Source organism: Streptomyces sp. NPDC092369 (assembly GCF_044755245.1).
Lineage (GTDB): Bacteria > Actinomycetota > Actinomycetes > Streptomycetales > Streptomycetaceae > Streptomyces.
In genome coordinates this window covers 121,165-147,916 of the sequence record NZ_JBIVQP010000006.1, presented here as the reverse complement: position 1 = coordinate 147,916, position 26,752 = coordinate 121,165, and the positions used below count along the sequence as shown (strand labels likewise).

The 26,752-nt window shown below is 71.1% G+C and carries 20 protein-coding genes and 1 tRNA gene; 9 read left to right on the top strand and 12 right to left on the bottom strand.

What is annotated here, in order from left to right:
• Positions 1 to 21 precede the first annotated feature (21 nt).
• The 3 genes from glmU to ACIQI8_RS32555 all read right to left on the bottom strand — a co-directional run bounded on the left by glmU (position 22) and on the right by ACIQI8_RS32555 (position 2,531).
• Positions 22 to 1,470, bottom strand: a complete 1,449-nt coding sequence (gene glmU, locus ACIQI8_RS32565) for a bifunctional UDP-N-acetylglucosamine diphosphorylase/glucosamine-1-phosphate N-acetyltransferase GlmU (protein WP_402358331.1) — start codon at positions 1,468 to 1,470, stop codon at positions 22 to 24.
• A gap of 112 nt (positions 1,471 to 1,582) precedes the next feature.
• Positions 1,583 to 1,655 (bottom strand) — tRNA-Gln (locus ACIQI8_RS32560).
• A gap of 15 nt (positions 1,656 to 1,670) precedes the next feature.
• Complete coding sequence (locus ACIQI8_RS32555; protein WP_402358328.1) at positions 1,671 to 2,531, bottom strand: hypothetical protein; 861 nt, start codon at positions 2,529 to 2,531, stop codon at positions 1,671 to 1,673.
• A gap of 167 nt (positions 2,532 to 2,698) precedes the next feature.
• On the opposite strand from ACIQI8_RS32555, the gene ACIQI8_RS32550 reads away from it, so the two are divergent.
• On the top strand, positions 2,699 to 4,000 hold the full coding sequence (locus ACIQI8_RS32550) for a sensor histidine kinase (protein WP_402358325.1): 1,302 nt from the start codon (positions 2,699 to 2,701) through the stop codon (positions 3,998 to 4,000).
• A gap of 165 nt (positions 4,001 to 4,165) precedes the next feature.
• On the opposite strand, the gene ACIQI8_RS32545 is transcribed toward ACIQI8_RS32550, so the two are convergent.
• A complete protein-coding gene (locus ACIQI8_RS32545; protein WP_124004101.1) occupies positions 4,166 to 4,657 on the bottom strand; it encodes an SUKH-3 domain-containing protein in 492 nt (163 codons plus the stop codon).
• A 73-nt stretch (positions 4,658 to 4,730) separates the two neighbouring features.
• Positions 4,731 to 5,360, bottom strand: a complete 630-nt coding sequence (locus ACIQI8_RS32540) for a YwqJ-related putative deaminase (RefSeq protein WP_402358322.1) — start codon at positions 5,358 to 5,360, stop codon at positions 4,731 to 4,733.
• Positions 5,361 to 5,731: 371 nt separating this feature from the next.
• Here ACIQI8_RS32540 and ACIQI8_RS32535 point away from each other — a divergent pair, with 371 nt between their 5' ends.
• The 3 genes from ACIQI8_RS32535 to ACIQI8_RS32525 all read left to right on the top strand — a co-directional run bounded on the left by ACIQI8_RS32535 (position 5,732) and on the right by ACIQI8_RS32525 (position 11,019).
• Complete coding sequence (locus ACIQI8_RS32535) at positions 5,732 to 6,721, top strand: SMI1/KNR4 family protein (RefSeq protein WP_402358319.1); 990 nt, start codon at positions 5,732 to 5,734, stop codon at positions 6,719 to 6,721.
• Between the two features lie 7 nt (positions 6,722 to 6,728).
• The gene (locus ACIQI8_RS32530) at positions 6,729 to 9,905 is read left to right on the top strand and encodes an SUKH-4 family immunity protein (RefSeq protein ID WP_402358316.1); all 3,177 of its coding nucleotides are present in this window, start codon (positions 6,729 to 6,731) and stop codon (positions 9,903 to 9,905) included.
• A 226-nt stretch (positions 9,906 to 10,131) separates the two neighbouring features.
• Positions 10,132 to 11,019 carry a cellulose-binding protein gene (locus ACIQI8_RS32525; RefSeq protein ID WP_402358313.1) on the top strand — a complete coding sequence of 296 codons (888 nt, stop codon included), beginning with the start codon at positions 10,132 to 10,134 and terminating at the stop codon, positions 11,017 to 11,019.
• 598 nt (positions 11,020 to 11,617) lie between these two features.
• Here the strand turns inward: ACIQI8_RS32525 and ACIQI8_RS32520 are convergent.
• The 3 genes from ACIQI8_RS32520 to ACIQI8_RS32510 all read right to left on the bottom strand — a co-directional run bounded on the left by ACIQI8_RS32520 (position 11,618) and on the right by ACIQI8_RS32510 (position 15,349).
• Positions 11,618 to 13,231: a cation acetate symporter gene (locus ACIQI8_RS32520; RefSeq protein ID WP_402358310.1), complete on the bottom strand. Its 1,614-nt coding sequence runs from the start codon at positions 13,229 to 13,231 to the stop codon at positions 11,618 to 11,620.
• On the bottom strand, positions 13,228 to 13,653 hold the full coding sequence (locus ACIQI8_RS32515; RefSeq protein ID WP_402358307.1) for a DUF485 domain-containing protein: 426 nt from the start codon (positions 13,651 to 13,653) through the stop codon (positions 13,228 to 13,230). The genes ACIQI8_RS32520 and ACIQI8_RS32515 overlap by 4 nt, the downstream gene beginning before the upstream one ends.
• 283 nt (positions 13,654 to 13,936) lie before the next feature.
• Positions 13,937 to 15,349 (bottom strand): MFS transporter, encoded by a 1,413-nt coding sequence (locus ACIQI8_RS32510; protein ID WP_402359693.1) that lies wholly within the window; start codon positions 15,347 to 15,349, stop codon positions 13,937 to 13,939.
• Between the two features lie 550 nt (positions 15,350 to 15,899).
• Between ACIQI8_RS32510 and ACIQI8_RS32505 the strand changes: the two genes are divergently transcribed.
• Entirely contained in the window at positions 15,900 to 16,688 is a 789-nt protein-coding gene (locus ACIQI8_RS32505; protein ID WP_402358304.1) for an ABC transporter ATP-binding protein, read from the top strand.
• A complete protein-coding gene (locus ACIQI8_RS32500) occupies positions 16,685 to 19,264 on the top strand; it encodes an ABC transporter permease (RefSeq protein WP_402358301.1) in 2,580 nt (859 codons plus the stop codon). The genes ACIQI8_RS32505 and ACIQI8_RS32500 overlap by 4 nt, the downstream gene beginning before the upstream one ends.
• A gap of 125 nt (positions 19,265 to 19,389) precedes the next feature.
• Here the strand turns inward: ACIQI8_RS32500 and ACIQI8_RS32495 are convergent, their stop codons facing one another.
• Positions 19,390 to 19,761 (bottom strand): type II toxin-antitoxin system VapC family toxin, encoded by a 372-nt coding sequence (locus tag ACIQI8_RS32495; RefSeq protein WP_402358298.1) that lies wholly within the window; start codon positions 19,759 to 19,761, stop codon positions 19,390 to 19,392.
• A gap of 7 nt (positions 19,762 to 19,768) precedes the next feature.
• Entirely contained in the window at positions 19,769 to 20,020 is a 252-nt protein-coding gene (locus ACIQI8_RS32490) for a type II toxin-antitoxin system Phd/YefM family antitoxin (protein WP_402358295.1), read from the bottom strand.
• A gap of 203 nt (positions 20,021 to 20,223) precedes the next feature.
• Here ACIQI8_RS32490 and mfd point away from each other — a divergent pair, with 203 nt between their 5' ends.
• The gene (gene mfd, locus ACIQI8_RS32485) at positions 20,224 to 23,781 is read left to right on the top strand and encodes a transcription-repair coupling factor (RefSeq protein ID WP_402358291.1); all 3,558 of its coding nucleotides are present in this window, start codon (positions 20,224 to 20,226) and stop codon (positions 23,779 to 23,781) included.
• A gap of 138 nt (positions 23,782 to 23,919) precedes the next feature.
• On the opposite strand, the gene ACIQI8_RS32480 is transcribed toward mfd, so the two are convergent.
• A complete protein-coding gene (locus ACIQI8_RS32480) occupies positions 23,920 to 24,105 on the bottom strand; it encodes an antitoxin (RefSeq protein ID WP_402358288.1) in 186 nt (61 codons plus the stop codon).
• A gap of 264 nt (positions 24,106 to 24,369) precedes the next feature.
• On the opposite strand from ACIQI8_RS32480, the gene ACIQI8_RS32475 reads away from it, so the two are divergent.
• Complete coding sequence (locus ACIQI8_RS32475) at positions 24,370 to 25,065, top strand: HNH endonuclease family protein (protein ID WP_402359690.1); 696 nt, start codon at positions 24,370 to 24,372, stop codon at positions 25,063 to 25,065.
• A 51-nt stretch (positions 25,066 to 25,116) separates the two neighbouring features.
• Positions 25,117 to 25,878, top strand: coding sequence for a GNAT family N-acetyltransferase (locus ACIQI8_RS32470; protein ID WP_402358285.1), 762 nt, complete (start codon positions 25,117 to 25,119; stop codon positions 25,876 to 25,878).
• 7 nt (positions 25,879 to 25,885) lie between these two features.
• Here the strand turns inward: ACIQI8_RS32470 and ACIQI8_RS32465 are convergent, their stop codons facing one another.
• Positions 25,886 to 26,728, bottom strand: coding sequence for a hypothetical protein (locus ACIQI8_RS32465; protein ID WP_402358282.1), 843 nt, complete (start codon positions 26,726 to 26,728; stop codon positions 25,886 to 25,888).
• Positions 26,729 to 26,752 lie beyond the last annotated feature (24 nt).

Genomic DNA, 26,752 nt, shown 5'->3' with positions numbered 1-26,752 from the left:
GTTCGACGCACCCGTTTCCGGTCAGTCTTCGCTCTCGCCCCGGCCCGAGGCCGCCTCGGCCGCCTTCGCCGCCGCGCTCCCCGGACGCTTGCGGGCCACCCAACCCTCGATATTCCGCTGCTGGCCCCGGGCCACGGCCAGCGAACCGGGCGGCACATCCTTCGTGATCACGGACCCGGCAGCGGTGTACGCCCCGTCCCCGACCGTGACAGGCGCCACAAACATGTTGTCCGAACCGGTCCGGCAGTGCGAGCCCACAGTGGTGTGGTGCTTGTCCTGTCCGTCGTAGTTCACGAACACGCTGGCCGCGCCGATGTTCGAGTACTCGCCGATCGTCGCGTCCCCCACATAGGAGAGATGCGGGACCTTCGAACCCTCCCCGATGGACGCGTTCTTCGTCTCCACGTACGTCCCGATCTTGCCCTTGGCGCCCAGCCGGGTGCCGGGCCGGAGATAGGCGAACGGGCCCACCGACGCGTTCGCCCCGATGTGCGAGGAATAGGACACCGTGTTGTCCACCCGCGCCCCCGCCTCGACCCGGGTGTCCGTCAGCCGGCTGTTGGGGCCGACCTCCGCGCCCTCACCGACATGCGTCGAACCGTGCAACTCGGTACCCGGGTGCACGATCGCGTCCTGCTCGAAAGTGACCGTGACGTCGATCCAGGTCGTCGCGGGATCGACGACACTCACCCCTCCGAGCATGGCAGCGGTCAACAGCCGGTCGTTCAGGATCCGCCGGGCCTGCGCCAACTGCACCCGGTTGTTGATCCCGGCGATCTCCCGGTGATCCCCCGCGACCGAGGCCCCCACCCGGTGCCCGGCCTCCCGCAGGATCCCGAGCACATCCGTCAGATACTCCTCGCCCTGACTGTTGTCCGTACGCACCTTCTTCAACGCGTCCGCCAACAGCTGCCCGTCGAACGCGAACACCCCCGAGTTGATCTCCCGGATCGCCCGCTGCGCCTCGCTCGCGTCCTTGTGCTCGACGATCCCGACGACGGCGCCGGTGACGTCGTCCCGCACGATCCGCCCGTAGCCGGTGGCGTCCGGGACCTCGGCGGTCAGCACGGTGACGGCGTTGCCGTCCGCGGAGTGCGTCTCGGCGAGCCGGCTCAGGGTCTCGCCGGTCAGCAGCGGGGTGTCCCCGCACACGACCACGACGGTCCCGTCCACGGAACCGCCGAGCTCCTCCAGACCGATCCGTACGGCGTGCCCGGTGCCGTTCTGCTCCGCCTGCACCGCGGTGTGCACGGCGGGGTCGATCACGCCGAGGTGCGCGGTGACCTTCTCGCGTGCGTGCCCGACGACCACGACGAGGTTCTCCGGCGCCAACTCACGCGCGGCGGCGAGCACATGGCCCACCAGGGAACGGCCGCAGATCTCATGGAGGACCTTGGGTGTGGCCGACTTCATACGGGTGCCCTCACCCGCTGCGAGAACGACGACGGCTGCCGGGCGAATGGCGCTCACGGGGTTGCCCTTCGGCTGTGGATGAGGTGGGGACATCCGAAGGATACCGGGGCGTTTCTTGGGGGACATGAGAGTGGGCCCTGACGGTGCTGTCAGGGCCCGAGGTGAGGTGCTCCGCCGCTAGGACTCGAACCTAGACCGAACATCTCCAAAGGATGCCGTGCTGCCAATTACACTACGGCGGATCGCTGCCTCAGACCTTACCGGAGCCGCGCGGCTGCGCCAGCAGCTATTCCGTACCACCAGCCCTCGATGCGGCGGTACAGCTCGGCCCCCTGCCGGACTCGGACGACAAGGCAACCGTGATAGCTGTCCCCGGTGTTCTTGCGAACGGTTTTGGGGTTGTGCTTCTTGAGCGTCGTCCGTTGCAGAGCGGACGTGTCGACGCCGACGAGGTCGGCCCAGTAGCGCTCGGCGGCAGGTACGTCCGCGCTCTCGTGAATCATGACGCGGAATCCGAGACGTTCCCGGCTCACGCCCAGCAGGTCGAGCCAGGCGAGGAAGACCTCGATGACCGACGGGTCGCTGTTGACGAACGCGACGACTTCGCGGCGCTGGTACGGCTTGCTCTTCTGTCCCTCGGCCCAGTAGAGGGCACTGCCGGCCATGAACAGATCTCTGTCGGAGAGTTCCCCGATCTCCTGTGCGGCGCGATCCTTGACCCGCTTGCGCTCCTCGTCCTGTGAGTTGCGCAGGTGTGCCAGCCCCGCCTGCATGAGGGCCTGATGCTCCTCCGGCGTGTACCTCGGCTCCGGCTTCGGCAGATCCCGTACCCACAGCGAGATCGAACTCTTCGAGCAGCCCAGCTCCACCTGGATCCGGTCGTAGGTCCAGCCCTGGAGCCGGAGTTCCCGTGCCCTGTCCCTCAGGTCGTCCTTCGCGTTCGGGCGCTTCGTCCAGTCCGGAGGCGGCTCGCCCTCCAGGAGGCGGTTGAGGATGTCGTTGTTGTCGACGTGCAGCCGGTCGCGGATCTGGCGTCGGCTGAGTCCTGCCTGCCGCAGTGCCACCGCCTGGTCCCGCAGGCCGTCGAAGTCGGCGTATTTGCTCTGTGGATGTGCCATGGGCATACCGTGCGGGCGGAATGATCTATTCCGAGGTCGAACGCTGCGCGATTCAGCAGTTCGAGGGGTGTCGGGTCGTTCCGCTTCCGTTCGGCCGCGCTCTGTGGTGTAGGCCAGTCGTCGAAACTCACCGGAAAACCGGGGCGCGGCGCCCGTAGGCTGGAGGCATGACCACGACGGGGGAAGAAGACACCACGGGCCGGGGAGGGCCGTGGTGGTGGACCAGGTGGCGAAGTGCCGTACTGGACGTGGGGCTCGCCGCGGCGTCCGCGGTGGAGTGCGCGTTCGAGGGGATCCGGTTCGCGCGGGACGCGGGGATCCCGCTCGCCGCGGGCATCGTGTTCGGGGTGCTGGCCGGTTCGGCGCTGCTGTTCCGGCGGAAGTGGCCGATCGCCGTCGTGCTGGTGGCGATCGCGATCACGCCGGCCCAGATGGGCTACCTGATGGGCATCGTCGGCCTCTACACGCTGGCGGCCTCGGAGTTGCCGCGCCGGATCATCGCCTCGCTGGCCGGGATGTCGTTGGTCGGGATGCTGATCGTGATGTTCGTGCGGGTCCGGCAGGACATGGCGCGGGGGGATCTGGATCTCGGCGACTGGTTCGTGCCGTTCGCCGCCATCACCACCGCGATCGGGATGACCGCGCCGCCGCTGCTGCTCGGGCTGTACGTCGGGGCGCGGCGGCGGCTGATGGAGAGCCTGCGGGAGCGGGCGGACAGTCTTGAGCGCGAGTTGCAGCTGTTGGCCGAGCGGGCGGAGGAGCGGGCCGAGTGGGCCCGCAACGAGGAGCGGACCCGGATCGCGCGGGACATGCACGATGTCGTCGCGCATCGGGTGAGTTTGATGGTCGTGCACGCGGCGGCGTTGCAGGCGGTGGCGCGCAAGGATCCGGAGAAGGCCGTCAAGAACGCCGCGCTCGTCGGCGACATGGGCCGCCAGGCGCTCACCGAGCTCCGCGAGATGCTCGGTGTGCTGCGCAGTGGGGACGGTTCCCGGCGTACGGAGCCTTCGGTGCCGTTGGTGGCGGTGGGGGTCGCGGCGGCGGTGGTCGCGTCCCGTTTCGCGGATGACGGTGAGGGGCCCTGTCTTGAGGAACTGGACGAGCTGATCGGGCAGTCGGCCGCGGCGGGGATGGTGGTGGATCTGTCGGTGGAGGGCGATGTGCGGCTCTATGCGGCGGAGGTGGAGGAGACGGCGTATCGGGTCGTGCAGGAGGCGTTGACGAACGTCCACAAGCACGCGGCCGGTGCGAAGACGCATGTCCGCTTGGCCCACCGGGTTTCCGAGATCGCCATGCAGGTGGAGAACGAGCCTCCGCCGGAGGTCTCCTCGGCTTCGTCGGCGCGGTTGCCTTCCGGCGGTAACGGGTTGGTCGGCATGAAGGAGCGGGTGACTGCGCTGGGCGGTGTTTTTGTGTCCGGTCCTACGGATGCCGGGGGCTATCGGGTTTCGGCTGTTATTCCGGCTTAGCGGTCGCCCTAGGGGGTGCGCGGTTTCGGTTGTCGGGCGGCTGCCGGTTAGTGGGGGCTGGTCGCGCCCACGCGGCGGAGCCGCATATCGAAACAGCCCCGCGCCCCTTGCGGGGTTGCAGGGCCGGCGATTCCCGGCGCCCTCTGGTTCAAGGCCCGCTGCCGGTCAGGCCGTCGTCAGGCGGGGTGGGTCTATCCCCGTGACCAGGGTCGTCAGGGCCTGGTCGATGGTGAGGCCCAGGTACCAGTCGCCGGTGTGGTCGAGGGCGTAGACGCGGCCTTCCATGTCCATGGCCAGGAGGGCGTGGGTGTCGGTCTCGGTGCCCAGGGGGGTGACCTCGGTGTCGAGGGCGCGGCCGAGGTCGCCGAGGGTGCGGGCCATGTGGAGGCCGTGCAGGGGGTCGAGGTGGACGGCGGCGGGGGCGATCTGGCGGCCGGGGCCTGTGGGCTTGATGTGCAGGCCGCCGAACTCCGCCCAGGCCTCGACGGCGGCCGGGAAGACGGCGTGGCGGTGGCCGGCCGGCGACTCGTGCTCGCGCAGGGTGTCGGCCCAGAACTCGGCCTGTTTTATGTCCCAGCGCCCGGGCTGCCACCCCGCTGCGCGCAGCGCTGCGTCGAGGGGGACGGCGAATCTCGTGGAGGTGCGGTCGGCGTGCATCTGCCCTTCGTTCGTCGAGGTCATGGGTGGGCGCCCACGGGCGCCGTGGTGCGGGGGGTGAGGGAGAGAGGGGTCAGTCGTCGGCCGCCGCCGGGTCGACGACGCGGACGCCGAAATGGGCGCTGAGCGCGGCGCACGCGCGGCACGGGGCGGCGAAGCTGCCGTGCAGGGGGTCGCCGTCCTCGCGGATGCGGCGTGCGGTGAGCTTGGACTGCTTGAGGGCCCGGCGTGCCTCGCCGTTGGTCAGCGGCTTGCGGGCGGCGCGCTTGCTGCGGTCGGCGTCGACGGCGGCTATGTGGCGGGAGATGAGGATCGTCTCGGCGCAGCGGCCGGTGAAACGGTCGCGCTGGGCGCTGGTGAGGGTGTCCAGGAAGTCCTGGACGAGGGGGTGCAGCTCGGGCGGCTGGTCGCCGCGGGCGGCCGTGCCGGTGAGGGTGGCGCCGCGGACGGAGAGCGCGGCGGCGATGGTCGGGAGTATGCCGTCGCGGCGGTGGTGGAGGGCGGGTGTGTGGTCGGCTTCGGAGCTCCAGCCGACGCGCGGATCGCCGGACCCGGCGGTGCGCGGATCGTCGTAGGCGCCACCGTGCCGGTCGCCGTACGCACCACCGCGCGGGTCGCCCGTCCGGCCGGTCGCGGAACCGTCGGACGGTCTGCCGCCGGGGTCCGTGTGCGGACCCGTCTGTGTCGCGTTCATGATCGTCATCCCCTCCCGAGCATCCCCCCGGAGGAGACAGAGTGCCAAATTCCGTGGCTGGTGCGGAAGCTGGGGCCACACGACACGCCCGGGTTTGGGCGGGCAGTCACGGTGCTGTGACGGCCGGTCACGGAAGCGGAGGGCGGCTGACCGGCGCCCGGTGACCGGTGCGGTCGTACCGCATAGGCTGTCCGCACCGCGTCCGCGCGGTCGACGCCCGGTGCCACACGGCGGTCGGCGCGCGGTGTCGGACGAGGTGAGGTCGAGACGGAAGTCCAGACGGACGTCGAGACGGACGAGACAGTCGATACGGGGTGTGGTGAACGGCCGGCCTGGCCGGTCGTCGCGCGCCGTACAGAGTGCCGCAGGGGGCAACCGCCATGACGACAGGTCGGCTCGGGCAAGCCGCGCCGCCGAACGCGGCCTACGCCGGGCAGGTCGTGCATTTCCCGGATCCGGTCCGGGCGGCCCGTCATCCCAGAGGGGTGCGGGTGGACGAGCACGGTTATCCCGACTTCTCCGCCTACGCGCGTGCCGCTGCGGAGATCGCCGATCCGCCGGAGGGTTTCGGGGTCGACGAGCTGCGCCTGACGGACTATGTGTCGGCGAACGCGGCGCTTGCCGCCTCCGGTCACGAACTGTGGGACACGGTCCCCGCGGTGGCCACGCCGCACGGCTGGACCTGGCACCACGTGCGCGGCGGCCGGCGCCTCGAACTGGTCCCGGTCGAGGTGAAGGCGCTGCTGCGGCATCACGGTGGTATCGCGACGGGCAACGTCGACCAGAACAAGCGCGGCACGCGCCCGCTCCAGGAGACCCGGCCCACCCACTTCGGGCTGCCGAAGTCGGGGGCGGCGGTGACGGAGGCGCAGGTGCAGGGTGTCGAGGAGGACCTCGGCTACCGGCTGCCGGGCGCCTACCGCTCGTTCCTCAAGGCGGCGGGCGGCTGCGCGCCGGTGGGCACGGCGCTCGACGCGGACCTCGGCCTGCTGATCGACCAGCCCTTCTTCACGGTCCGTGAGGAGGCGGCGGTCAACGACCTCGTCTACGTGAACAAGTGCCTGCGCGACCACCTCACCAAGGACTACCTGTGCGTCGCCTTCGTCCAGGGCGGGCTGCTCGCGGTGAAGGTGAAGGGCGAACGGCTCGGTTCGGTGTGGTTCTGCGCCTACGACGACGCCCGCGACGTCGATCCCTCGTGGCCGCCGGCCGACCGCGTGGCGCGGCTGCTGCTGCCGTGCGGCGATGACTTCGACGCGTTCCTCTCCCGACTCGCGGGCTCGCCGCCGGAGTTGGAGACCGTGGCGAACCTGATGGTGGACGGCGGTTTCGCGCAGGCGGTGCCGACGGCGGCTTCGGTGGGGGAGTGACTTCTCGATGGTGACGTTCGCGCAGGCGCAGGAGCGCGCGGAGGAATGGATCAACGGCGATGTGCCGTCGTACCAGCATCGTGAGGTGCGGGTGCGGGAGTTCGAGCTCGGCTTCGTGGTGTGGGCCGAGGACCGTGCCGACGGACCGCGCTCGGACGGTGGCGCGCAGCGGCTGGTGATCGCCCGCGACAGCGGCGAGGCGACCCTGTGGCCCGCGCTGCCGGTGGGCGAGGTCGTCCGCCGCTACGAGGAGGAGTACGGCCGTCCGGAGGAGCCGGCGGATGCCGTGCCGGCCGCTTCGGCGCGGGTGGATCTGAACCAGACGTCCTTCCTGCTGAGCCCGCCGGAGTGGCTGCAGGAGGCGGCGGACAAGCTGGGGATCCAGGATCGCCGCGGCGCCGATGCCTCCGGCGGTTCCGGGGAGAGTGCCGGTGCTGTTTCGGGGGCTGCTTCGGCTTCCGGTGGTGGGGCGTTGCCCGAGACGCAGGCCGGGGCTCCGGTGGCGGCAACTCCCGCTCCGGGGGCTTCTGTCGGGTCGGGTGGCGGTGCGCAGTGGCCTCCGGCCGGAGGCAGTGCGGGGGTGCCCGACGGGGCCACTCCCTGGGCCGGGACCGACACCAACGCCGATGGTGGCGAGGACCGTTCGGTGCCGCTGCCGGCGACCGTGTTCGCGCCGCCGTTGCGGGATTCGAACGACGCCACGCCGCCCGACGCCCAGACCGCGCTGATGTCGGGCGGCAGCCAGTTGCCACCGACGGCGGAGGAACGGGCACTTGACGGTTCGGCTCGGCCGGGTGCACAGGGAGCGGTCGGTGGGCGGGGGGCCACGCCGCCGTCGGCTCCGCCGGGCGGCTCGTCGTACGGGTATCCGCAGGGTGGCGCGAACGGTCCCGGAGCGCCGGGGACACCGCCGCCCGCACAGAGCGGTTCCTCCTACGGCTTCCCGCAGAGCGCCTCCAACTCGCCCGGCACACAGGCGAGTTCGCAGTCCGGACCGGGTGCTTCGTCTTACGGTTACCCGCTGGGCGCGCCCGGTGCGCCGCAGTCGCCGGGTGGTTCCGGCGCGCCGAGGACGCCGAGCGCGCCTGGGGCTTCGCCGGCCGGGTCGGGTGGTTCTTCCTACGGTTATCCGCAGGGTGGTCCGGGTGCGTCGCAGTCGCCTGCCGGTCCCGGGGCGCCGGGGACCCCGCCCTCCGCGCCGGGTGCTTCTTCCTACGGCTATCCGCAAGGCGCCCCGGGTTCCTCGCAGCCGCCGGCCGGTGCTGGTGCGCCGGGCAGCCAGGGTGGCGCCTCCTCCGGTTATCCGCAGGGCGCCCCCGGTGCCCCCCAGCCGCCCGCCGGTCCCGGTGTGCCCGCGGCGCCGGTCGCGCCGCCGGATGCCGGGGACATCGCCGATGCCGCCACGAGCAAGGCCGGACCTCCGCCGCGACGGGCGCGAGGTGCGGGCGGCAACCCGCCGCCTCCGCCGAGCGCCCCCGGTACGCCGGGTGCGCGGCCGGCGAGTACGCCTCCGGCGCCCGCTTCAGGGCCTGGTGCGCCGGCGGGCGGGTACGTCCCGACGCAGATGGTGTCGTCGCTCGGTTCCGAGGGGCCGGGGGCGTCGCAGGGTGGTCCGGGTGCGCCCAACCCGCCCGGTGCGCCGCAGGCACCCGGCGCTCCTCATCCGCCCGGTGCGCCGAACCCGCCCGGCGGTACGCCGCCCGGTGGTGTTCACCAGGCCGCCACGATGTTCGCCGACCCCGGTCGGACCGGCCCCGGTGGGGCGGGCTCCAGCGGGGGTGCGCCGCAGCCTCCGGGTGCCCCTGGCGTCCCGAACTCGCCCGGCGCGCAAGGCGGTCCGGGGGCGCCGGGTATCCCGGGCGGTCCGGGAGCCCCTGGCGCGCCGCAGGCTCCGGGCGCGCCTGGCGCTCCAGGCGGTGCTGGTGCTCCCGGCGCACCCGCGTTCCCCGGTGCGCCCCAGCCGCCCGGCGCCCCGGGCGCTCCCGGTGGGCCCGGTCCGCAGGGCTCCGCGGGCGGCGCGCGAGGTGCCGTGCATCATGCGGAGACCGTGCTGTCGGCGCCGCCGGTCGGTGGACCCGGTGCGCCGCCTCCTCCGCCGCCGGCCCCCGGCGCGCCCGGTATGGTGCCGGGTGCCGCGCAGCCGGCGATGCCCCCGGCGGGGCAGGCGCCCGGTCAGCCCCCCGCGTACGGCTATCCGCAGCCGCAGGGGCAGCCGACCGTGGGTCCCGGCTATCAGGCCGTGCTGCGCTACCGCGCGCAGGACGGCTCCGAGCAGCAGGTGATCCGGCGTTCGGCGCCGGGCACCCCGCACCCGGAGTGGCAGATCTTCCACGAGCTGCGCGGCATGAACGTGCCGCCGGACCAAGTGCTGGAGCTGCACACGGAGTTGGAGTCGTGTGAGCTGCCGGGCGCGTACTGCGCGCGGATGATCCGGGAGCAGTGGCCGCAGGCGCGGATCGCGAGCATCGCCCCGTACGGCACGGATCACGCGAGCCGGCAGCAGGGCATGCACCAACTGCTGGCCCACCAGGGCGAGTTGCACCAGGTCGCCGACGGCCCCGCGCGCCCGGCGCCGGTGCGTGCGCCGTTGCCGCCGGTGCAGTCGGCGCCGCCGATCCCGCCGGAGGCGATCGCGCAGGAGCTGGCGGCGGCGTTCGGGCCGGGGGTGTTCCGGTTCGAGCAGGCGGCCGTGTCCCGGCAGGGCGTACCGCCGGTCGTGGCGCACTCGCTCGTCGCGGCGGGGTTGCCGGTGGACCTCGGCCCCTTCTTCTGGGCGCAGGCCCAGCCGGGGCGGCCGGTGCCGACGCTTGCCGAGCTGGCGCAGGAGCGCGGGGTGCGGCCGGCGCCGGACGCGGGCTCGTACCTCGTGATGGGCAGCGACTTCGGCAAGGCGATCTGTGTGCAGTACGGGACGGCCAACATCGTGGCGGTCCCGGTCGAGGCGGGGCCCGGCGGGGCGTCCGTGCCGCCGCAGTTCGTGAACACGGGCCTGCCCGAGTTCCAGCGCTGCCTCGGGCTGCTCGGGCGGATGTGGCGGCTGCGGTACGGGCTGAACCAGGAGCAGGCGGGCCGCTGGACCGTCGACTTCCAGGCCCAGCTGGCCTCTCTCGACCCGGCGTCGCTCGGATCGCCGGAGAGCTGGTGGTCGGTCCTGCTGGAGCAGATGTGGGACGGGCTGCTGTGAGGCACCGCCACCGCCACCACTGAACGAGGCCGAGGGGCCGGGCCGGTCACAGTGACCGGCCCGGCCCCTCGGCGTTCCTGTCCCCGTTCTCGTTCCTGTTCGGGTACAGACGCCTGATGACCGTGACCTATGCGCGGAGTGTCGCGTTATGAACACTTCCGTCCGATACCTCAGGATGAGCGGGAAATCATCATGTCGCGTCCGTTCGGCGGAGAGGGGTTCCAGGATGAGCAGCGCAGCGGTCCCGACCCACGGTTTCGTGGCCGTACGAGGGCGCGGTTATCGCCCCGAACAGGTCGACGCGTACGCGGTCGCGATCTCCCGCGACCGGGACGCCGCGTGGGAGCGGGCCGCCCGTCTCACCGTGCTCGCCCGGGAGATGGAGGAGGAGACGGCCCGGCTGCGGGAGACCGTGGCGCAGCTCGTGCCGCAGACCTACGAGATCCTCGGGGAGCGGGCGCGGCGCCTGTTCCAGCTCGGGCAGGAGGAGGGCACGGCCGTGCGGGAGGGCGCGCGTCAGGAGGCGCGGCGCCTCATGGACGAGGCGCAGGAGTACGCGACCGGCGTGCGCGATGCGGCCCAGGCGCACGCCGACGAGGTACGCGCCGAGGCCGACGAACGCGCCCGCCACCGTCTGCTCGCCGCGCAGGCCGAGGCCGACGAGATCCGGATCTCCGCCCGGCGGGACGTGAAGGAGGGGCGTGGTGAGGCCCTCGCCGCGCTCCGCGAAGTGCGCCGGCGCACCGCGGGAATGCTCGCCGAGCTGACCAAGGAGCAGGACGAACGGCGGGCGGAGGCGGAGCGCGAGGCGGCCGAGCGCGAGGCCGCCCTGGACGCCCGCGAGGCCGAACGGGTGGCGCGCGCGGAGGCGTCGCTCTCCGAGGCGAAGCGGGCCTTCGCGGAGGCCGAGGAGTCCGCCCGCCGCTGCCAGGAGGACGCCCACGCCCGCGCCGCCGAGATCCTCGCCGAGGCCCGCGCCCGCGAGGAACGCACCGCCCGCGAAACGGAACGCGTCCTGCGCGAACACGGCGAACGCTGGGACGACGTACAGGCCCAGATGGACTACGTACGCAGCAGCCTCACGGCACTGACGGGTTCACCGTCGGGAGAGTGACGGACCGCCGGGGCGGCGGCGCCGGCTGCGGATGGCACCCCGGCACATGTGCACGCCTCGCCCCGACACATGTGCACGCCTCGCCCCGGCACATGAGCACGCCACAGCCCCCGGCACCATGAGCGCGCCGCGCCCTGATGTCCTCGGCTCCCGGCCGACGTGACGCGCGCCGATCGACACCGCACGCCACCCTCAGCCGGCGTCCGGCACCCCGACTGGCGCCCCGCCCGACCGGTCGTCTCGCGTCTCGACCGCCGACGCCGGATCCGGGCGACCGGGATCGACCCCGCGCCCGGCCGGCCCACACCTTCACTCGCACCGCCGGTTCACGGCCCCGCCGCACTCCTCGTACAAGAGCGCGCCCCGACCTGACGTCCTCCGCTCCCGGCTGACGACGCGCGCGCACGTCGACACCGCGCCCCCCGGCCGGCGTCCCGCGCCAGCCCAGGTCTCCGGGGTACGCGACCGGCCGTCAAGCCCCGCACTCGCACCGCCGGTTCACGGCCCGGCCCCCGCCGCACCCTCGTAACGAACCGCCCCCCGCCGCACCCCCGTAACGGCCCGCCCCCGCCCCACCCCCGTAACGAACCGCCCCCCGTCACCCACCCCTCCGCACAGCCCCCGCCAGAATCCACCCCTCCACCGACTCGTACTGTCGGCGCTCCTCCTCCGACGCCCGGCGGCCGGACAGCATCGAGCCCAGCCAGCCGAAGGCGAAGCCGAGGGGGATGGTGACGAGGCCTGTCGTCGTGAAAGGGAACCAGTTGATGTCGAACTCCGGGAACGCCGAAGTGGGGCTGCCGGAGACCAGGTTGGTGCCCGGCATGAGGAGGAGGACCGCCGTGGTGCCGCCGATCAGGGTGCAGAGCAGGCCCGTTCGGGTGTAGCGGCGCCAGAAGAGGCTGTAGACCAGGGCGGGGGCGATGGCGGAGGCGCCGAGGCAGAAGGAGAGGGTCACCAGGGGCTGCAGGCTGCGGTGTTGGACCAGCGTGGCCAGCAGGATCGCCGGGACACCCACCGCCAGCGCCGACATCCGGGCGAGCGTCATCTCCCGGCGGGCCGTCATCTCCCGTGCGCGCGCCGCGAACACGTCGTGGGCCAGGGAGTTGGCGCAGGCGAGGATCATGCCGGCGACCGAGGCGAGGAGCGTGAGGAAGATCGCCGTGGTGACCGTGGTGAAGAGGAACGTTTCCGCCGTGGAGACGTCCGGGCCGAAGGCCGCCCGCGAGCCCAGCAGATAGGCCGTGTTGCCCTGCGGGTCCGCCTGCGCGATCGCCGCGCGCCCGATCAGCGCCGTCGCGCCGAACCCGACCACCGTGACGACGAGCACGAACAGCACCACCGCCGACACCGCCCACGACATCGACCGCCGCACCTGCCGCGCACTGGAGGCCGTGTACATGCGCATGGTGATGTGCGGCAGCACGCCACCGCCCAGGACGACCGTCAACTGCGAGACGATCATGTCCAGTCGGGGCTCGGGACCGCCCGCGAACTGGAGTCCCGAGTGCAGGAACGACGAGCCCACCCCGCTCTGCGCGGCGGCCGCGTCGAAGAGCGTGCCGGGGTTCCAGTCGAACCGCTGCAGCACGAGTACGGCGATCACGGCCCCGGAGCCGAGCAGCATCACGATCTTCATGATCTGGATGAGCGCGGTGCCCTTCATCCCGCCGATCGCCGCGTAACTGATCATCAGCGCGCCGAGCCCGATGATGCAGGCCGTCTTCAGGGAGTCGCCGGAGAAGCCGAGGATGAAGGCCAACAGCTGTCCCGTGCCCGCGAGTTGGACCAGCATCAGCGGCAGCAGCGCGGCGATGGTCACCACGCACGCCGTCATCCGCACGCCCCGCCCCGGCATCCGCCGCGCGAGCGCGTCGCCCATCGTGAACCGGCCCGCGTTCCGCAGGGGTTCGGCCAGCAGGAACATCAGCAGCATCAGCGACAGCGCGGTGCTGAGGGCCAGCACGATCCCGTCGTAGCCGCAGAGCGCGATGACACCGCCGGTGCCGAGCACGCTCGCCGCGGAGATGTAGTCGCCGGCGATCGCGAGGCCGTTGCGCAGCGGGGAGAGGGAGCCGTAGCCGGTGTAGAACTCGTCGAGGTCGTCACGGTCGGGGCCGGTCATCACGCACAGCAGCAGCGTGATGGTGGCGATGGCGGTGAACGCGACCAGGGACATGGCCTGCGCGTTCCCGCTGAAACCGTCGGTCATCGGGCCGCCTCCCGCTTGGCGTCCAGCGCGGACTCCTTGCGGATGCGGTCCGCGATCGGGTCGACGTAACGGCGGGCCGTGCGCTCGTACAGCACGATCGCCAGCCAGGTCACCGGGATCTGGAGCAGCGCGAGCAGCAGTCCGGTCGGCAGGCCGTCGGTGACGGTGCTCGTCATGACCGAGGGTGCGAACGCCGACAGGATCAGGAAGAGCGTGAAGTAGCCGAGCGCGGCCAGGCTCGCGGTGCGCCGCTGCCAGCGGTACGCGCTGCGCAGGACCCGCAGATCGCTGTGGTGCCCGAGCGGCGGGCGCTCGGGGCGGCGCCGCCTGGCCGGTTCGGGCGGGTCGAGGGGCGGCTGCCAGGGGTAGGTGGCGTCGTAGGACGGGGACGAGTCGTAGGACGGGGACGAGTCGTAGGACATCCCGGTCTCCTTGCGTGGCTCGGGTCCGTGGCGGCGGACCGCAGGGAGGTGGGTGGGGAAGGGGGAGAGGGGTGGGGAGCGGGCGGAGCCACGCACGCTACTCGTCGGTACCCGCGCTGCGCGAGGGTTTCGCCAAACTGATTGGTCGGTACGCGCTTACTTCGCTGACCTGCGGTGTTACCCGCGTTAACTCATACCTTTGGGCGCCCTGAGACCTTTACAGGCCCTCCCTATCCGTCCGCGTTTTCCGCGCCGGGTCCTCACTTCTTGAGTCCCCGGACCCTCACTCCTTGAGCACCGGGAACCGCCTCGGCGCCATGAACAGCAGCACCAGGAACGCGAGCGCCGCCGCGCCCCCCGCGCCCAGATACACCGCGTGCACCGCGTCCGCGACCGCCCGCCGCGTCGCCTCCGGGACGGCACCCGCGTCCAGGCCCCGCGTCACCGAGTCCAGGTCGCTCGCGCCGCCGAGCCGTGCGGCCAGCACCCCGTTGGCGATCGCGCCGAAGACCGAGGCGCCGATGGTCTGCCCGGTCTGGCGGCAGAAGAGCACCGAGGCCGTGGTCGTGCCGCGCTCCGACCAGCCGACCGTGGACTGGACGCCGACGATCAGCGGGAGCTGGAAGAGGCCGAGGGCCGCGCCGAGCAGGAGCATCAGGAGGGTCGGCTGCCAGGCCGAGCCCGGGTAGGGGAGGAAGGGGAACGCGAAGAGGATCAGCGTCGCCGTGCCGATGCCGATCATCGCGGTGTTGCGGAAACCGATCCGCCGGTACACGTGCTGGCTCAGTGCCGCCGACACCGGCCAGGTCAACGTCCAGACGGACAGCACGAATCCGGCGGCCACCGGCGCGAGACCGAGCACCGACTGCGCGTACGTCGGCAGGAACACGGTCGGCGCGACCATGAGCAACCCCAGGGCGCCCAGGGCGAGATTGACCGCCGCGATCGTGCGGCGCCGCCACACCCACCCGGGGATGATCGGCTCCGCCGCCCGGCGTTCGACCGCGACCACGACGGCGACCAGCGCAAGTCCCGTACCGAACAAGGCGATCGAGGGTGCCGACAGCCATGGCCAGGCCACCCCGCCCTGCACCAACGCCGTGATCAGGACGCCGCCGCACGCGAACACCGCCAGCGCGCCCGCCCAGTCCACGCGCGGGCGCCGGACCACCTCCCGTGCCGGTTCGTGCAGATAGCGGACGATCAGCCACAACGCCACCGCGCCGACCGGCAGGTTGACCAGGAAGATCCAGCGCCAGCCGGCGTAGGCCGCGAGCAGTCCGCCGATGCCGGGGCCCGCGACCGCCGAAACCGCCCAGACCGTGGAGAGCTTGGACTGGATCTTGGGGCGGTCCTTGAGCGGGTAGAGGTCGGCGGCCAGGGTCTGGACCGTGCCCTGCAACGCCCCGCCGCCCAGGCCCTGGACGATCCGGAACGCGATCAGCGCGGGCATGTTCCAGGCCACCGCGCACAGCAGGGAGCCGAGCAGGAAGAGGGCCGCGCCCACGATCAGCACCGGCTTGCGGCCGAAGGTGTCCGAGAGCTTGCCGTAGACCGGGAGCGTCACCGTCACGGCGAGCAGATAGCCGGAGAAGAGCCAGGAGAAGTAGGAGAAGCCGCCGAGGTCGCCCACGATCTGCGGGACCGCGGTCGAGACGATCGTGGAGTCGAGGGCCGCGAGGGCCATGGCGAGCATCAGGGCGGCGACGACGGCGCCTCGGCGGCGGGTGTCCTGCGGAGGCCTGCCCGCCACCGACGCCCGTATGTCTGTGTCCCCCTGGTCCACGTGATTCCTTTCCCCTTGCACCTATCTGCCCTCGGACAGCTTCCCACTTGACCCTGACGTGGCGGGAGGGTGCAAGGTCGGGCGGACCGGTGGGTGGACCGAACCCCTAGATCGACTCCACCCGACGGTGGACAGCCCCTAAGGGTTCCTCCGCACTACGGACAGGGGCGGGTTCGTACCCGTGGAGGAGGAGACGGGCCCGGGGCGTCCTTAACCTGGCTTTATGCCGCTGGGGAGCGGTGGCCGGGCGGTGGTGGGGTGGTTCACCGAACCGGTGGGGGTGGGGTTTTCCCCCGTAGAAGAGGGTGCTGGGCACCAGCGCGCCGGACCCCTCTTCGACGACAGACTCATCGACGTCAGCACAACGCAAGGCCGGCGGGACCGAGCCGGGCGACACCGGCAGGACCGGACCGACGCGGCACACGTGCGTCATCTTCATGACCGACATAGGAGAAATACCATGACTTCGGCCGTAACCATTCCCAGGCACGGGGGCACTGGAGGGCGTACGGCCGTTGCCGCCAGGGCTCGCCAGGTCGTCAAGGCGTACGGGTCCGGGGAGACCCGGGTCGTCGCCCTCGACCACGTCGACGTGGACATCGCGCGGGGGCAGTTCACCGCGATCATGGGGCCCTCGGGGTCCGGCAAGTCCACGCTGATGCACTGCCTCGCCGGGCTCGACAACGTCACCGGCGGGCAGATCTACCTCGACGAGACCGAGATCACCGGGCTCAAGGACAAGAAGCTCACGCGGCTGCGCCGGGACCGGATCGGGTTCATCTTCCAGGCGTTCAACCTGCTGCCGACGCTGAACGCGATCGAGAACATCACGCTCCCGATGGACATCGCGGGCCGCAAGCCCGACAGGCAGTGGCTGGCGCAGGTCGTGGACACCGTGGGTCTGGGCGACCGGCTCAAGCACCGGCCCTCGCAGCTCTCCGGCGGTCAGCAGCAGCGCGTCGCCGTGGCCCGCGCCCTGGCCGCGCGGCCCGAGATCATCTTCGGTGACGAGCCGACCGGAAACCTCGACTCCCGTGCGGGAGCGGAGGTGTTGGGCTTCCTGCGGCGCTCGGTCGACGAGCTCGGCCAGACCATCGTCATCGTCACGCACGACCCGGTCGCCGCCTCGTACGCGGACCGCGTGCTGTACCTCGCCGACGGACGGATCGTCGACGAGATGTACAAACCGACCGCCGAGGCCGTCCTGGACCGCATGAAGGACTTCGACGCCCGGGGGCGTACGTCATGACCGTGCTCAAGACCTCGATGCGCAACTTCTTCGCGCACAAGGGCCGGATGGCCCTCTCGGCGGTGGCCGTGCTGCTGTCGGTCGCGTTCGTGTGCGGGACGCTCGTGTTCACCGACACGATGAACACGACCTTCGACAAGCTCTTCGCGGCCACCTCCTCCGATGTCACCGTCAGCGCCAAGGGCGCCTCGGACAGCGGGGAGACGACCTCCGGCAACGGCAAGCCGCCGGTGATGCCGGCCTCCGTGCTCGCCAAGGTGAAGGCGGCCGACGGCGTGAAGTCGGCGGAGGGGACCGTCTTCTCCACCTCCGTCACCGTCGTCGACGACAAGAAGGACAACCTCTCGCCCTCCAGCGGCGCCCCGACCATCGTCGGCAGCTGGAACAGCAACGACGCCCGCACCATGAAGATCACCAAGGGCGCGGCGCCCAAGGGCTCCGACCAGGTCATGGTCGACGCGGACACCGCCGACAAGCACCACCTCAAGCTCGGCGACCAGATCGGCGTGATCAGCGCGGTCGGCAACTTCAAGGCGAAGATCTCCGGCATCGCCGACTTCCAGGTCACCAACCCCGGTGCGGCGATCTTCTACCTCGACACCAGGACCGCGCAGTCGACGCTGGTCGGCGAGCCGAACGTGTACACCAACGTCAACGTCACGGCCGCGTCCGGTGTCACCGACGCACAGCTCAAGCAGAACGTGACCGCCGAACTCGGCGGCGCCTACAAGGTGCAGACGGCCAAGGAGACCGCCGACGCCAACCAGAAGGACGTCGAGTCCTTCATGAACGTCATGAAGTACGCGATGCTCGGCTTCGCCGGGATCGCCTTCCTCGTCGGCATCTTCCTGATCATCAACACCTTCTCGATGCTGGTCGCCCAGCGCACCCGTGAGATCGGCCTGATGCGGGCCGTCGGCTCCAGCCGCGGGCAGGTCAACCGGTCCGTACTGGTGGAGGCGCTGCTGCTCGGTGTCTTCGGCTCGATCCTCGGCGTCGGCGCGGGTGTCGGCATCGCGGTCGGCCTGATGAAACTCATGGGCAAGCTCGGCATCCAGCTCTCGACCAGCGACCTGACCGTCGCCTGGACGACCCCGACGATCGGTCTCCTGCTCGGTGTCGTCGTCACCGTCCTCGCCGCCTATCTGCCCGCCCGCCGGGCCGGCAAGGTCTCCCCGATGGCCGCGCTGCGCGACGCCGGCGCTCCGGCCGACGCCAAGGCCGGCTGGATCCGGGCCGTACTGGGCCTGCTGCTGACCGGCGCAGGCGGCTACAGCCTCTACGTGGCCGCCTCCGCGAACAAGGCGAGCGAGGGTTCGCTCTGGCTGGGCCTGGGCGTGGTGCTGACCCTGATCGGCTTCGTCGTCATCGGCCCGCTGCTGGTCGGCGCCATGGTGCGGGTGCTGGGCGCGGTCCTGCTGCGGATCTTCGGACCGGTCGGACGGATGGCCGAGCGCAACGCGCTGCGCAACCCGCGCCGTACCGGTGCCACGGGCGCCGCCCTGATGATCGGCCTCGCGCTGGTCGCCTGCCTGTCGGTGGTCGGCTCCTCCATGGTGGCCTCCGCCTCCGACCAGCTCGACAGCACCGTCGGCACGGACTTCATCATCCAGAGCGACAGCGGGCAGCTGATCACCCCGCAGGCCGTCAAGGCGGTCAAGGACACGCCGGGACTGTCCCGGGTCTCCGAGTACAAGGAGGCCGAGGCCGACTACACGACCCCGGACGGCAAGACGCTCAAGAACACCGACGTCACCGCGGCCTCGCCGACCTACGCGACCGACCTGCGCGTCAAGACCGTCGCGGGCAAGCTGCAGGACGCCTACCTGCCCGACTCGATGTCCGTGCACGAGAAGTTCGCCAAGGCGCACGACATCCACCTCGGCTCGAAGATCAAGATGGCCTTCAAGGACGGCGCCACCGCCAGCCTGACGGTCCGGGCCATCACCAGCAACGACGGTCTGATCGACGCGGGCTCCAAGTACATGTCGATCGCCACGCTCGCCAAGTACGTGCCGGCTGACAAGATGCCGCTCGACAGCCTGGTCTTCGCCAGCGCCAAGGACGGACAGCAGGACGCGGCGTACAAGTCCCTGAAGTCGGCGCTGCACGACTACCCGCAGTACAAGGTGCGCGACCAGACCGACTACAAGCAGGCGCTGAAGGACCAGATCGGCCAGCTCCTGAACATGATCTACGGCCTGCTGGCCCTCGCGATCATCGTCGCGGTCCTCGGTGTCGTGAACACCCTGGCCCTCTCGGTGGTCGAGCGGACCCGCGAGATCGGCCTGATGCGGGCCATCGGCCTCTCGCGCCGCCAGCTGCGCCGCATGATCCGCCTGGAGTCGGTCGTCATCGCCCTCTTCGGCGCACTGCTGGGCCTCGGCCTGGGCATGGGCTGGGGCGCCACCGCCCAGAAACTCCTCGCCCTGGAGGGCCTCAAGGTCCTCGACATCCCCTGGCCGACGATCATCGCGGTCTTCGCCGGCTCGGCCTTCGTGGGCCTGATCGCCGCCCTGATCCCGGCGTTCCGGGCGGGCCGGATGAACGTCCTGAACGCGATCGCCACGGAGTAGACCGCGTAACGGAACAGGGGAGACGGGGGACAAAGCCACCGCATACGGGGGTTGCGGGGGAGGGCCCGGCGTCGAAGAGTCTTGGGGGACTCGACGGCGCCGGGCCGCTGACATGCCCGGAGGAGTCAGGCGCGGAGCACGGGGACGTCGTACTTGGGGATCCAGGTGTCGCGGGTGACGATCGTCAGGTCTTCGAGCTGGGCCTGGGCGACGAGCATGCGGTCGAAGGGGTCGCGGTGGTGCCAGGGGAGATCCCGGATGCGCAGTCCGTGCTCTGTCGTGATCGGGAGCTGCCTGAACTGGAGGTCGCGCACGCGTTCCCGTAAGCCCGGAGGACCGGGCAGCTTGCCCAGTGAGTGTTTGAGGGCGATCTCCCACGGGGTCACCGCGCTCATGTAGACACCCGGCTCGGTGCGCAGGAGCTCTGTGAGGTCCTCGGACAACTCGGATGCGTTCAGCCACCACAGAACGACATGCGTGTCGAGCAAGTACTTCACCGGACGATCACCGCATCCCGAATGCTTCGGCGATGTCGTCGGGCAGTACGTCGAAGTCGTCGGGGATGTGGATCTGGCCCCGGAGCGATCCGCGATCGGTCCGGTTGACCTTGGGCCGCAATGGCACCACCTTGGCGACCGGCTCCCCCGCCCGGCTGATGATCACCTCTTCCCCCGTCTCCACCAGCTGCAGTATCCGGGAGAAGTGGGTCTTGGCGTCATGCACGTTGTACTGCCGCTGGACTTCCTGCGGTGCCATGGCGGTCTCCCCAATTGGTGGACTAAGGGGCGGACTAGATGAGAACCACGGTAACGCTCCATCCCCCGGCCGGGCCACCGCATTCACTCCGCCGAGTGACACCGCCCCCGGCGACGTACCCTGGAGAACCCCCGGCCCGCCGCGCGTGTCGGGTCCTTCGTGTTGCCCACCCCCCTCGGAACCCCGGACGGAAGCACTCCTTCATGAGCCTGCACGGTCTGCTCGATGCCGTTGTCAAGGACACCGCTCTCGCGGAAGCGATCGCGGCGGCCGCCGGCGGCAACCGTATGCACGTCGACTTGGTCGGTCCGCCCGCGGCCCGGCCGCTGGCCGTCGCCGCCCTGGCCCGGGAGACCGGTCGCCCGGTGCTGGCGGTGACCGCGACGGGACGTGAGGCGGAGGATCTCGCGGCCGCCCTGCGCTCGCTGCTGCCGGCCGACGGGGTGGTGGAGTACCCGTCCTGGGAGACGCTCCCGCACGAGCGGCTCAGCCCGCGCAGCGACACCGTCGGCCGCCGCCTCGCCGTCCTGCGCCGGCTCACCCACCCCCGGCCCGACGACCCCGAGACCGGACCGGTGTCGGTCGTCGTCGCGCCCGTACGGTCCGTGCTGCAACCGCAGGTCAAGGGGCTGGGCGAGCTGGAGCCGGTCGCCCTGCGGACCGGACAGACCGCCGACCTGAACGAGGTCGTCGACGCGCTCGGCGCCGCCGCCTACGCGCGCGTGGAACTGGTCGAGAAGCGCGGCGAGTTCGCCGTACGCGGTGGCATCCTCGATGTCTTCCCGCCCACCGAGGAACACCCCCTGCGCATCGAGTTCTGGGGCGACGACGTCGAGGAGATCCGCTACTTCAAGGTCGCCGACCAACGGTCCCTCGAAGTCGCCGCGCACGGGCTGTGGGCCCCGCCCTGCCGTGAACTCCTGTTGACGGAGGACGTCCGCGCCCGCGCGCGTGCCCTCGCCGAACAGCACCCCGAGCTCGGCGAACTGCTCGGCCGGATCGCCGAGGGCATCGCGGTCGAGGGCATGGAGTCCCTCGCCCCCGTCCTGGTCGACGACATGGAGCTGCTGCTCGACGTGCTGCCCAAGGGCGCCATGGCCGTCGTATGCGACCCGGAGCGGGTCCGCACGCGTGCCGCCGATCTCGTCGCGACCTCGCAGGAGTTCCTCCAGGCCTCCTGGGCGGCCACCGCCGGCGGCGGCGAGGCCCCGATCGACGTCGGCGCGGCCTCCCTGTGGTCCATCGCGGACGTCCGGGACCGGGCGCGCGAGCTGGACATCATGTGGTGGTCGGTGTCGCCCTTCGCCGCCGACGAGGAACTCACGGAGACATTTGCCGCTGACGCGGCGGGCGACACCCTCAAGCTCGGCATGCACGCGCCCGAGACCTACCGCGGCGACACCGCCAAGGCGCTCGCCGACACCAAGGGCTGGCTCGCCGACGGCTGGCGCACGGTCTACGTCACCGAGGCGCACGGCCCCGCCGCCCGCACGGTCGAGGTGCTCGGCGGCGAGGGCATCGCGGCCCGCCTGGACAGCACAGGGCTCACCGACCTGGAGCCGTCCGTCGTGCACGTGGCGTGCGGCTCGATCGACTACGGCTTCGTCGACCCGGCGCTGAGACTCGCCGTGCTCACCGAGACCGACCTGTCGGGCCAGAAGGCGGCCGGCAAGGACGGCGCGCGGATGCCGGCCCGCCGCCGCAAGACCATCGACCCGCTCAGCCTGGAGGCCGGCGACTACATCGTCCACGAGCAGCACGGCGTGGGCCGCTACATCGAGATGGTCCAGCGGACCGTCCAGGGCGCCACCCGCGAGTACCTGGTGGTGGAGTACGCGCCCGCCAAGCGCGGCCAGCCCGGCGACCGCCTCTACATCCCCACCGACCAGCTGGAGCAGATCACCAAGTACGTCGGCGGCGAGGCCCCCACCCTGCACCGTCTCGGCGGCGCCGACTGGACGAAGACCAAGGCGCGCGCCAAGAAGGCCGTCAAGGAGATCGCGGCCGACCTGATCAAGCTGTACAGCGCCCGCATGGCCGCCCCCGGGCACACCTTCGGCCCGGACACGCCCTGGCAGCGCGAGCTGGAGGACGCCTTCCCGTACGTGGAGACCCCCGACCAGCTCACCACCATCGCCGAGGTCAAGGACGACATGGAGAAGTCGGTCCCGATGGACCGCCTGATCTGCGGCGACGTCGGCTACGGCAAGACCGAGATCGCGGTCCGCGCCGCCTTCAAGGCCGTCCAGGACGGCAAGCAGGTCGCCGTCCTCGTCCCCACCACCCTGCTGGTGCAGCAGCACTTCGGGACCTTCTCCGAGCGCTACTCCCAATTCCCGGTCAACGTACGGGCGTTGAGCCGCTTCCAGACGGACACCGAGGCGAAGGCGACCCTGGAGGGCCTGCGGGAGGGCTCGGTGGACGTCGTCATCGGCACCCACCGACTGTTCTCCTCCGAGACCAAGTTCAAGGACCTGGGCCTGGTCATCGTCGACGAGGAACAGCGCTTCGGCGTCGAGCACAAGGAGCAGCTGAAGAAGCTGCGCGCCAACGTCGACGTCCTGACGATGTCCGCCACCCCGATCCCGCGCACCCTGGAGATGGCGGTGACCGGCATCCGCGAGATGTCCACCATCACCACCCCGCCCGAGGAGCGCCACCCCGTCCTCACCTTCGTCGGCCCCTACGAGGAGAAGCAGATCGGCGCGGCCGTCCGCCGTGAACTCCTGCGCGAGGGCCAGGTCTTCTACATCCACAACCGCGTCGAGTCCATCGACCGCGCCGCCGCCCGGCTGCGCGAGATCGTCCCGGAGGCGCGCATCGCCACCGCCCACGGCCAGATGTCGGAGACGGCCCTGGAACAGGTCGTCGTCGACTTCTGGGAGAAGCGGTACGACGTCCTCGTCTCGACCACGATCGTCGAGTCCGGCATCGACATCTCCAACGCCAACACCCTCATCGTGGAGCGCGGCGACAACTTCGGCCTCTCCCAACTCCACCAGCTGCGCGGGCGAGTTGGCCGTGGCCGCGAGCGCGGTTACGCCTACTTCCTGTACCCGCCGGAGAAGCCCCTGACCGAGACCGCGCACGAGCGGCTCGCCACCATCGCCCAGCACACCGAGATGGGCGCGGGCATGTACGTCGCCATGAAGGACCTCGAGATCCGGGGCGCGGGCAACCTGCTCGGCGGCGAACAGTCCGGGCACATCGCGGGCGTCGGCTTCGACCTGTACGTCCGCATGGTCGGCGAGGCGGTCGCGGACTACCGCGCCTCCCTGGAGGGCGGGGTCGAGGAGGAACCGCCCCTGGAGGTCAAGATCGAGCTCCCGGTCGACGCGCACGTCCCGCACGACTACGCCCCCGGCGAGCGCCTGCGTCTGCAGGCCTACCGCTCCATCGCCTCCGCCAACACGGAGGAGGACGTCAAGTCCGTACGCGAGGAACTCACCGACCGCTACGGCAAGTTGCCCGAACCGGTGGAGAACCTCCTGCTGGTGGCCGGCCTGCGCATGCTCGCCCGCGCGTGCGGTGTCGGCGAGATCGTCCTCCAGGGCACCAACATCCGCTTCGCACCGGTGGAGTTGCGCGAGTCCCAGGAACTGCGCCTCAAGCGCCTGTACCCGGGCACCGTCATCAAGCCGACGGCCCACCAGGTGCTGGTGCCTCGGCCCAAGACGGCGAAGGTCGGCGGAAAGCCGTTGGTCGGGCGGGAGTTGCTCGGCTGGGTGGGCGAGTTCCTGACGTCGATCCTGGGGTCGTAGACCGGCTTGGTTCCGGGACCGTAGACCGGTTTGGCTCCGGGGGCGCGGGACCCTTGCACAGAGAGGCCGCCCGCGGGACGTTCGTGTCCGCGGGCGGCCTCCGTCCGGCTCTGTGACTCCTCCGTGGGGCCTGATGGCCTACGGCTGGTCGGGCTTGTCGCGGTCCATGCCGAGGGCGCCCTCGATCTTCTGCTGCGCCTGGTCGACCTGGCCCTCGTACTTGTTGCCCGTCTTCTCGTTGACCTTCTTCTCCGCCATGTCGGACATGCCCTTGGCCTTGTCCTGTGCCTGGCGGTTGCTCCTGAACCTGTCGAGGATGCCCATCCAGAGCTCCTTCCGGAGGTGACTCACCGTCGACGATACGTCCGAAATGTGCGAAGCGCACACTGTGGACGGAAATGGTCTGGACCTCCCGGGTGCCCCTGTGCGCCCGCTCGCTACGGTGTGCACCAACAAGTAGTGGGAAGACGCCTGTTGCGGGGTCGGGACGGTTCGGGACGCTCCCTGCGGAGCGAGGTCGAAGGGGAGGGGCGCACTGTGAGGCGTCTGAGGGGCGGGACCGCGGCTGTCGCCGTGCTGGTGATCGGCATGGGCGGCCTTGCCGGGTGCAAGGACATGACGACCGGAGCCCCGGGACCGGAACAGTCCACGGGCAGCGACGCGGGCGGGGGCGGCGGAGGCGGTGCCGCGCTCACCGCCGCGAAGGCACTGACCGTCAAGGGGCGTGCGCCCAAGACCGGTTACGACCGGGACAGGTTCGGCAGCGCCTGGGCGGACACGGACACCAACAGCTGCGACACCCGCGACGACATCCTCAAACGGGACCTGGAGGACGTGAAGTTCAGCGACGGCGACTGCAAGGTGTCCTACGGCGTCCTGGAGAAGGACCCCTACTCCGGCAAGCACGTCGTCTACCGGCGCGGGCGCAGCCTGGTCGACATCGACCACGTCGTGCCTCTGTCCGACGCCTGGCAGAAGGGCGCCAAGTACTGGGACAGCCGCAAGCGCATAGCCCTCGCCAACGACCCGCTGAACCTCATAGCGGTCGACTCCTCCACCAACCGCTCCAAGGGCGACGGCGACGCGGCCACCTGGCTGCCGCCCAACAAGTCCTACCGCTGCACGTACGTCGCCGCGCAGGTCGCCGTGAAGAAGAAGTACGAACTGTGGGTGACGGCCGCCGAGAAGTCCGCGATGGAGAAGGTGCTCAGCACGTGCTCGGGGCAGAAGCTGCCGTCCGGGGGCAACCCGACGGAGGCACCCGCCCGGTTCACCTCGGGCTGAGAGCCGTACAAATGGGTTTCCGGGGACGGCCACCGCGCCTACGGTGACCGTATGGAGCTGAAGGTGTCCAGCCTCGCCGAACGCCCCGACCTGGTCCAAAAGGTCTATGCGATGGCCGACAGCTGGCCGGAGTTCGTCCGCCACGACGGCGTGGGCGACGCCTGCTACGGGCGCCTCGCCGTCGACTTCGCGGAGTACACCCTCGCCGCCGAGGACGAACGCGGCGAGGTCGTCGCCTACGCCTACAGCGTCCCCTTCGCCCTGCGCACCGAGGACCGCGGCGGCACCGAGGGCCCCGGCGAACTGCCCGCCCGTGGCTGGGACCAGGTCCTGCTGTGGGCCTTCGCCGACCTGCGCCACGGCGTGCGCCCCGACACGGTCAGCGCGATCGCGATCGTCGTCGCGCCGAGCGTCCAGGGCCGCGGACTGTCCGCCCGGATGCTCTCCGCGCTGCGCGACACCGCCCGCGCCCGCGGCTTCACCGAGGTCGTCGCCCCGGTCCGCCCCAGCGCCAAACACCTCGAACCGCACACCTCCATCGAGGAGTACGCCTGGCGCGTACGGTCCGACGGGCTGCCCCACGACCCCTGGCTGCGCGTCCACGCCCGGGCCGGCGCCACGATCGAGCGGGTGGCACCGGCCTCGATGACCGTCTCGGGTTCCCTTGAGCAGTGGCGCGAGTGGACCGGGCTGCCCTTCGACACCCGGGGCGACCTGGAGGTACCGGGCGCGCTGGTGCCGGTGCACTGCGATCCGGAGCGCGGGTACGCCGTGTACGTGGAGCCCAACGTGTGGATGCGGCACGGATTGTGACGGGCCGTCAGGTGTTCTGTGCGCCCAGCGCGTCCAGGTCCAGGATCTTTCCCGGGGGCTTGCGCACGGAGAGCGGCTTGTCGTAGTCGCCGAAGGTGAGCGTGCCGGTGTCCTTGCCGGTGCTGACCATCCGGAGCAGATACGGCTTGCCCTCGGCGGCGACGTACAGCGTGTACCGGTCCTTGCCGTCCTTCAGTTTCAGTACGACCGCCTTCGCGCCGTCGACCTGGGCCGTGCCGGCGCGGGTCGCGCTGGAGGCGGCGGTGGCGGTGGCGCCCGGCGAGGCGCTGCCGCCCGAACCGACGTCCTCGGCGCCTTCGAGCACCGTGTCCAGGTCGCAGAAGCCCGCGATGTCCTCGGAGTCCGCGCCCGTGGCGGAGGTCTTGGCCCACTTCCCGCCGAGCATCGCGACCATCTCGTCGACGGTCTCCTTGGACTCGGTCTTGCTCTGCTCGCGCAGGAACGCCTCGTCGTACTTCATGTAGATGGTGTCGCCGGCCTTGATCATCTCCATGCCGCCCGAACTGCCCATGCCGAAGGTGCCCCTGCACTCATTCTTCGTGCTGAGCGCCATGTCGACGTGGATCCTGCCGCCGGCGTCCTCGTCCTCGACATCGCCCCTCAGGTGCACCGACGAGGCACCGGTGGTGGCCTTCATCGAACGGTCGGCGATCTCCAGAGCGCTGAGACCGGCGAAGGGGTCGGCGGGCTTGGTGGACTTGCTGGGCTTGGCGGTTGAGCCGGACTTGCCGGCCTTCGCGTCCTGGCCGGACGTGCCCGACTGGCAGGCGGTGAGTGCTGCGGCGGTCGCGGTGGCGAGGACGAGAGCGGTGAGTGCCTTGCGAGACATGCGGATTCCCCCCGGAAGTTACGG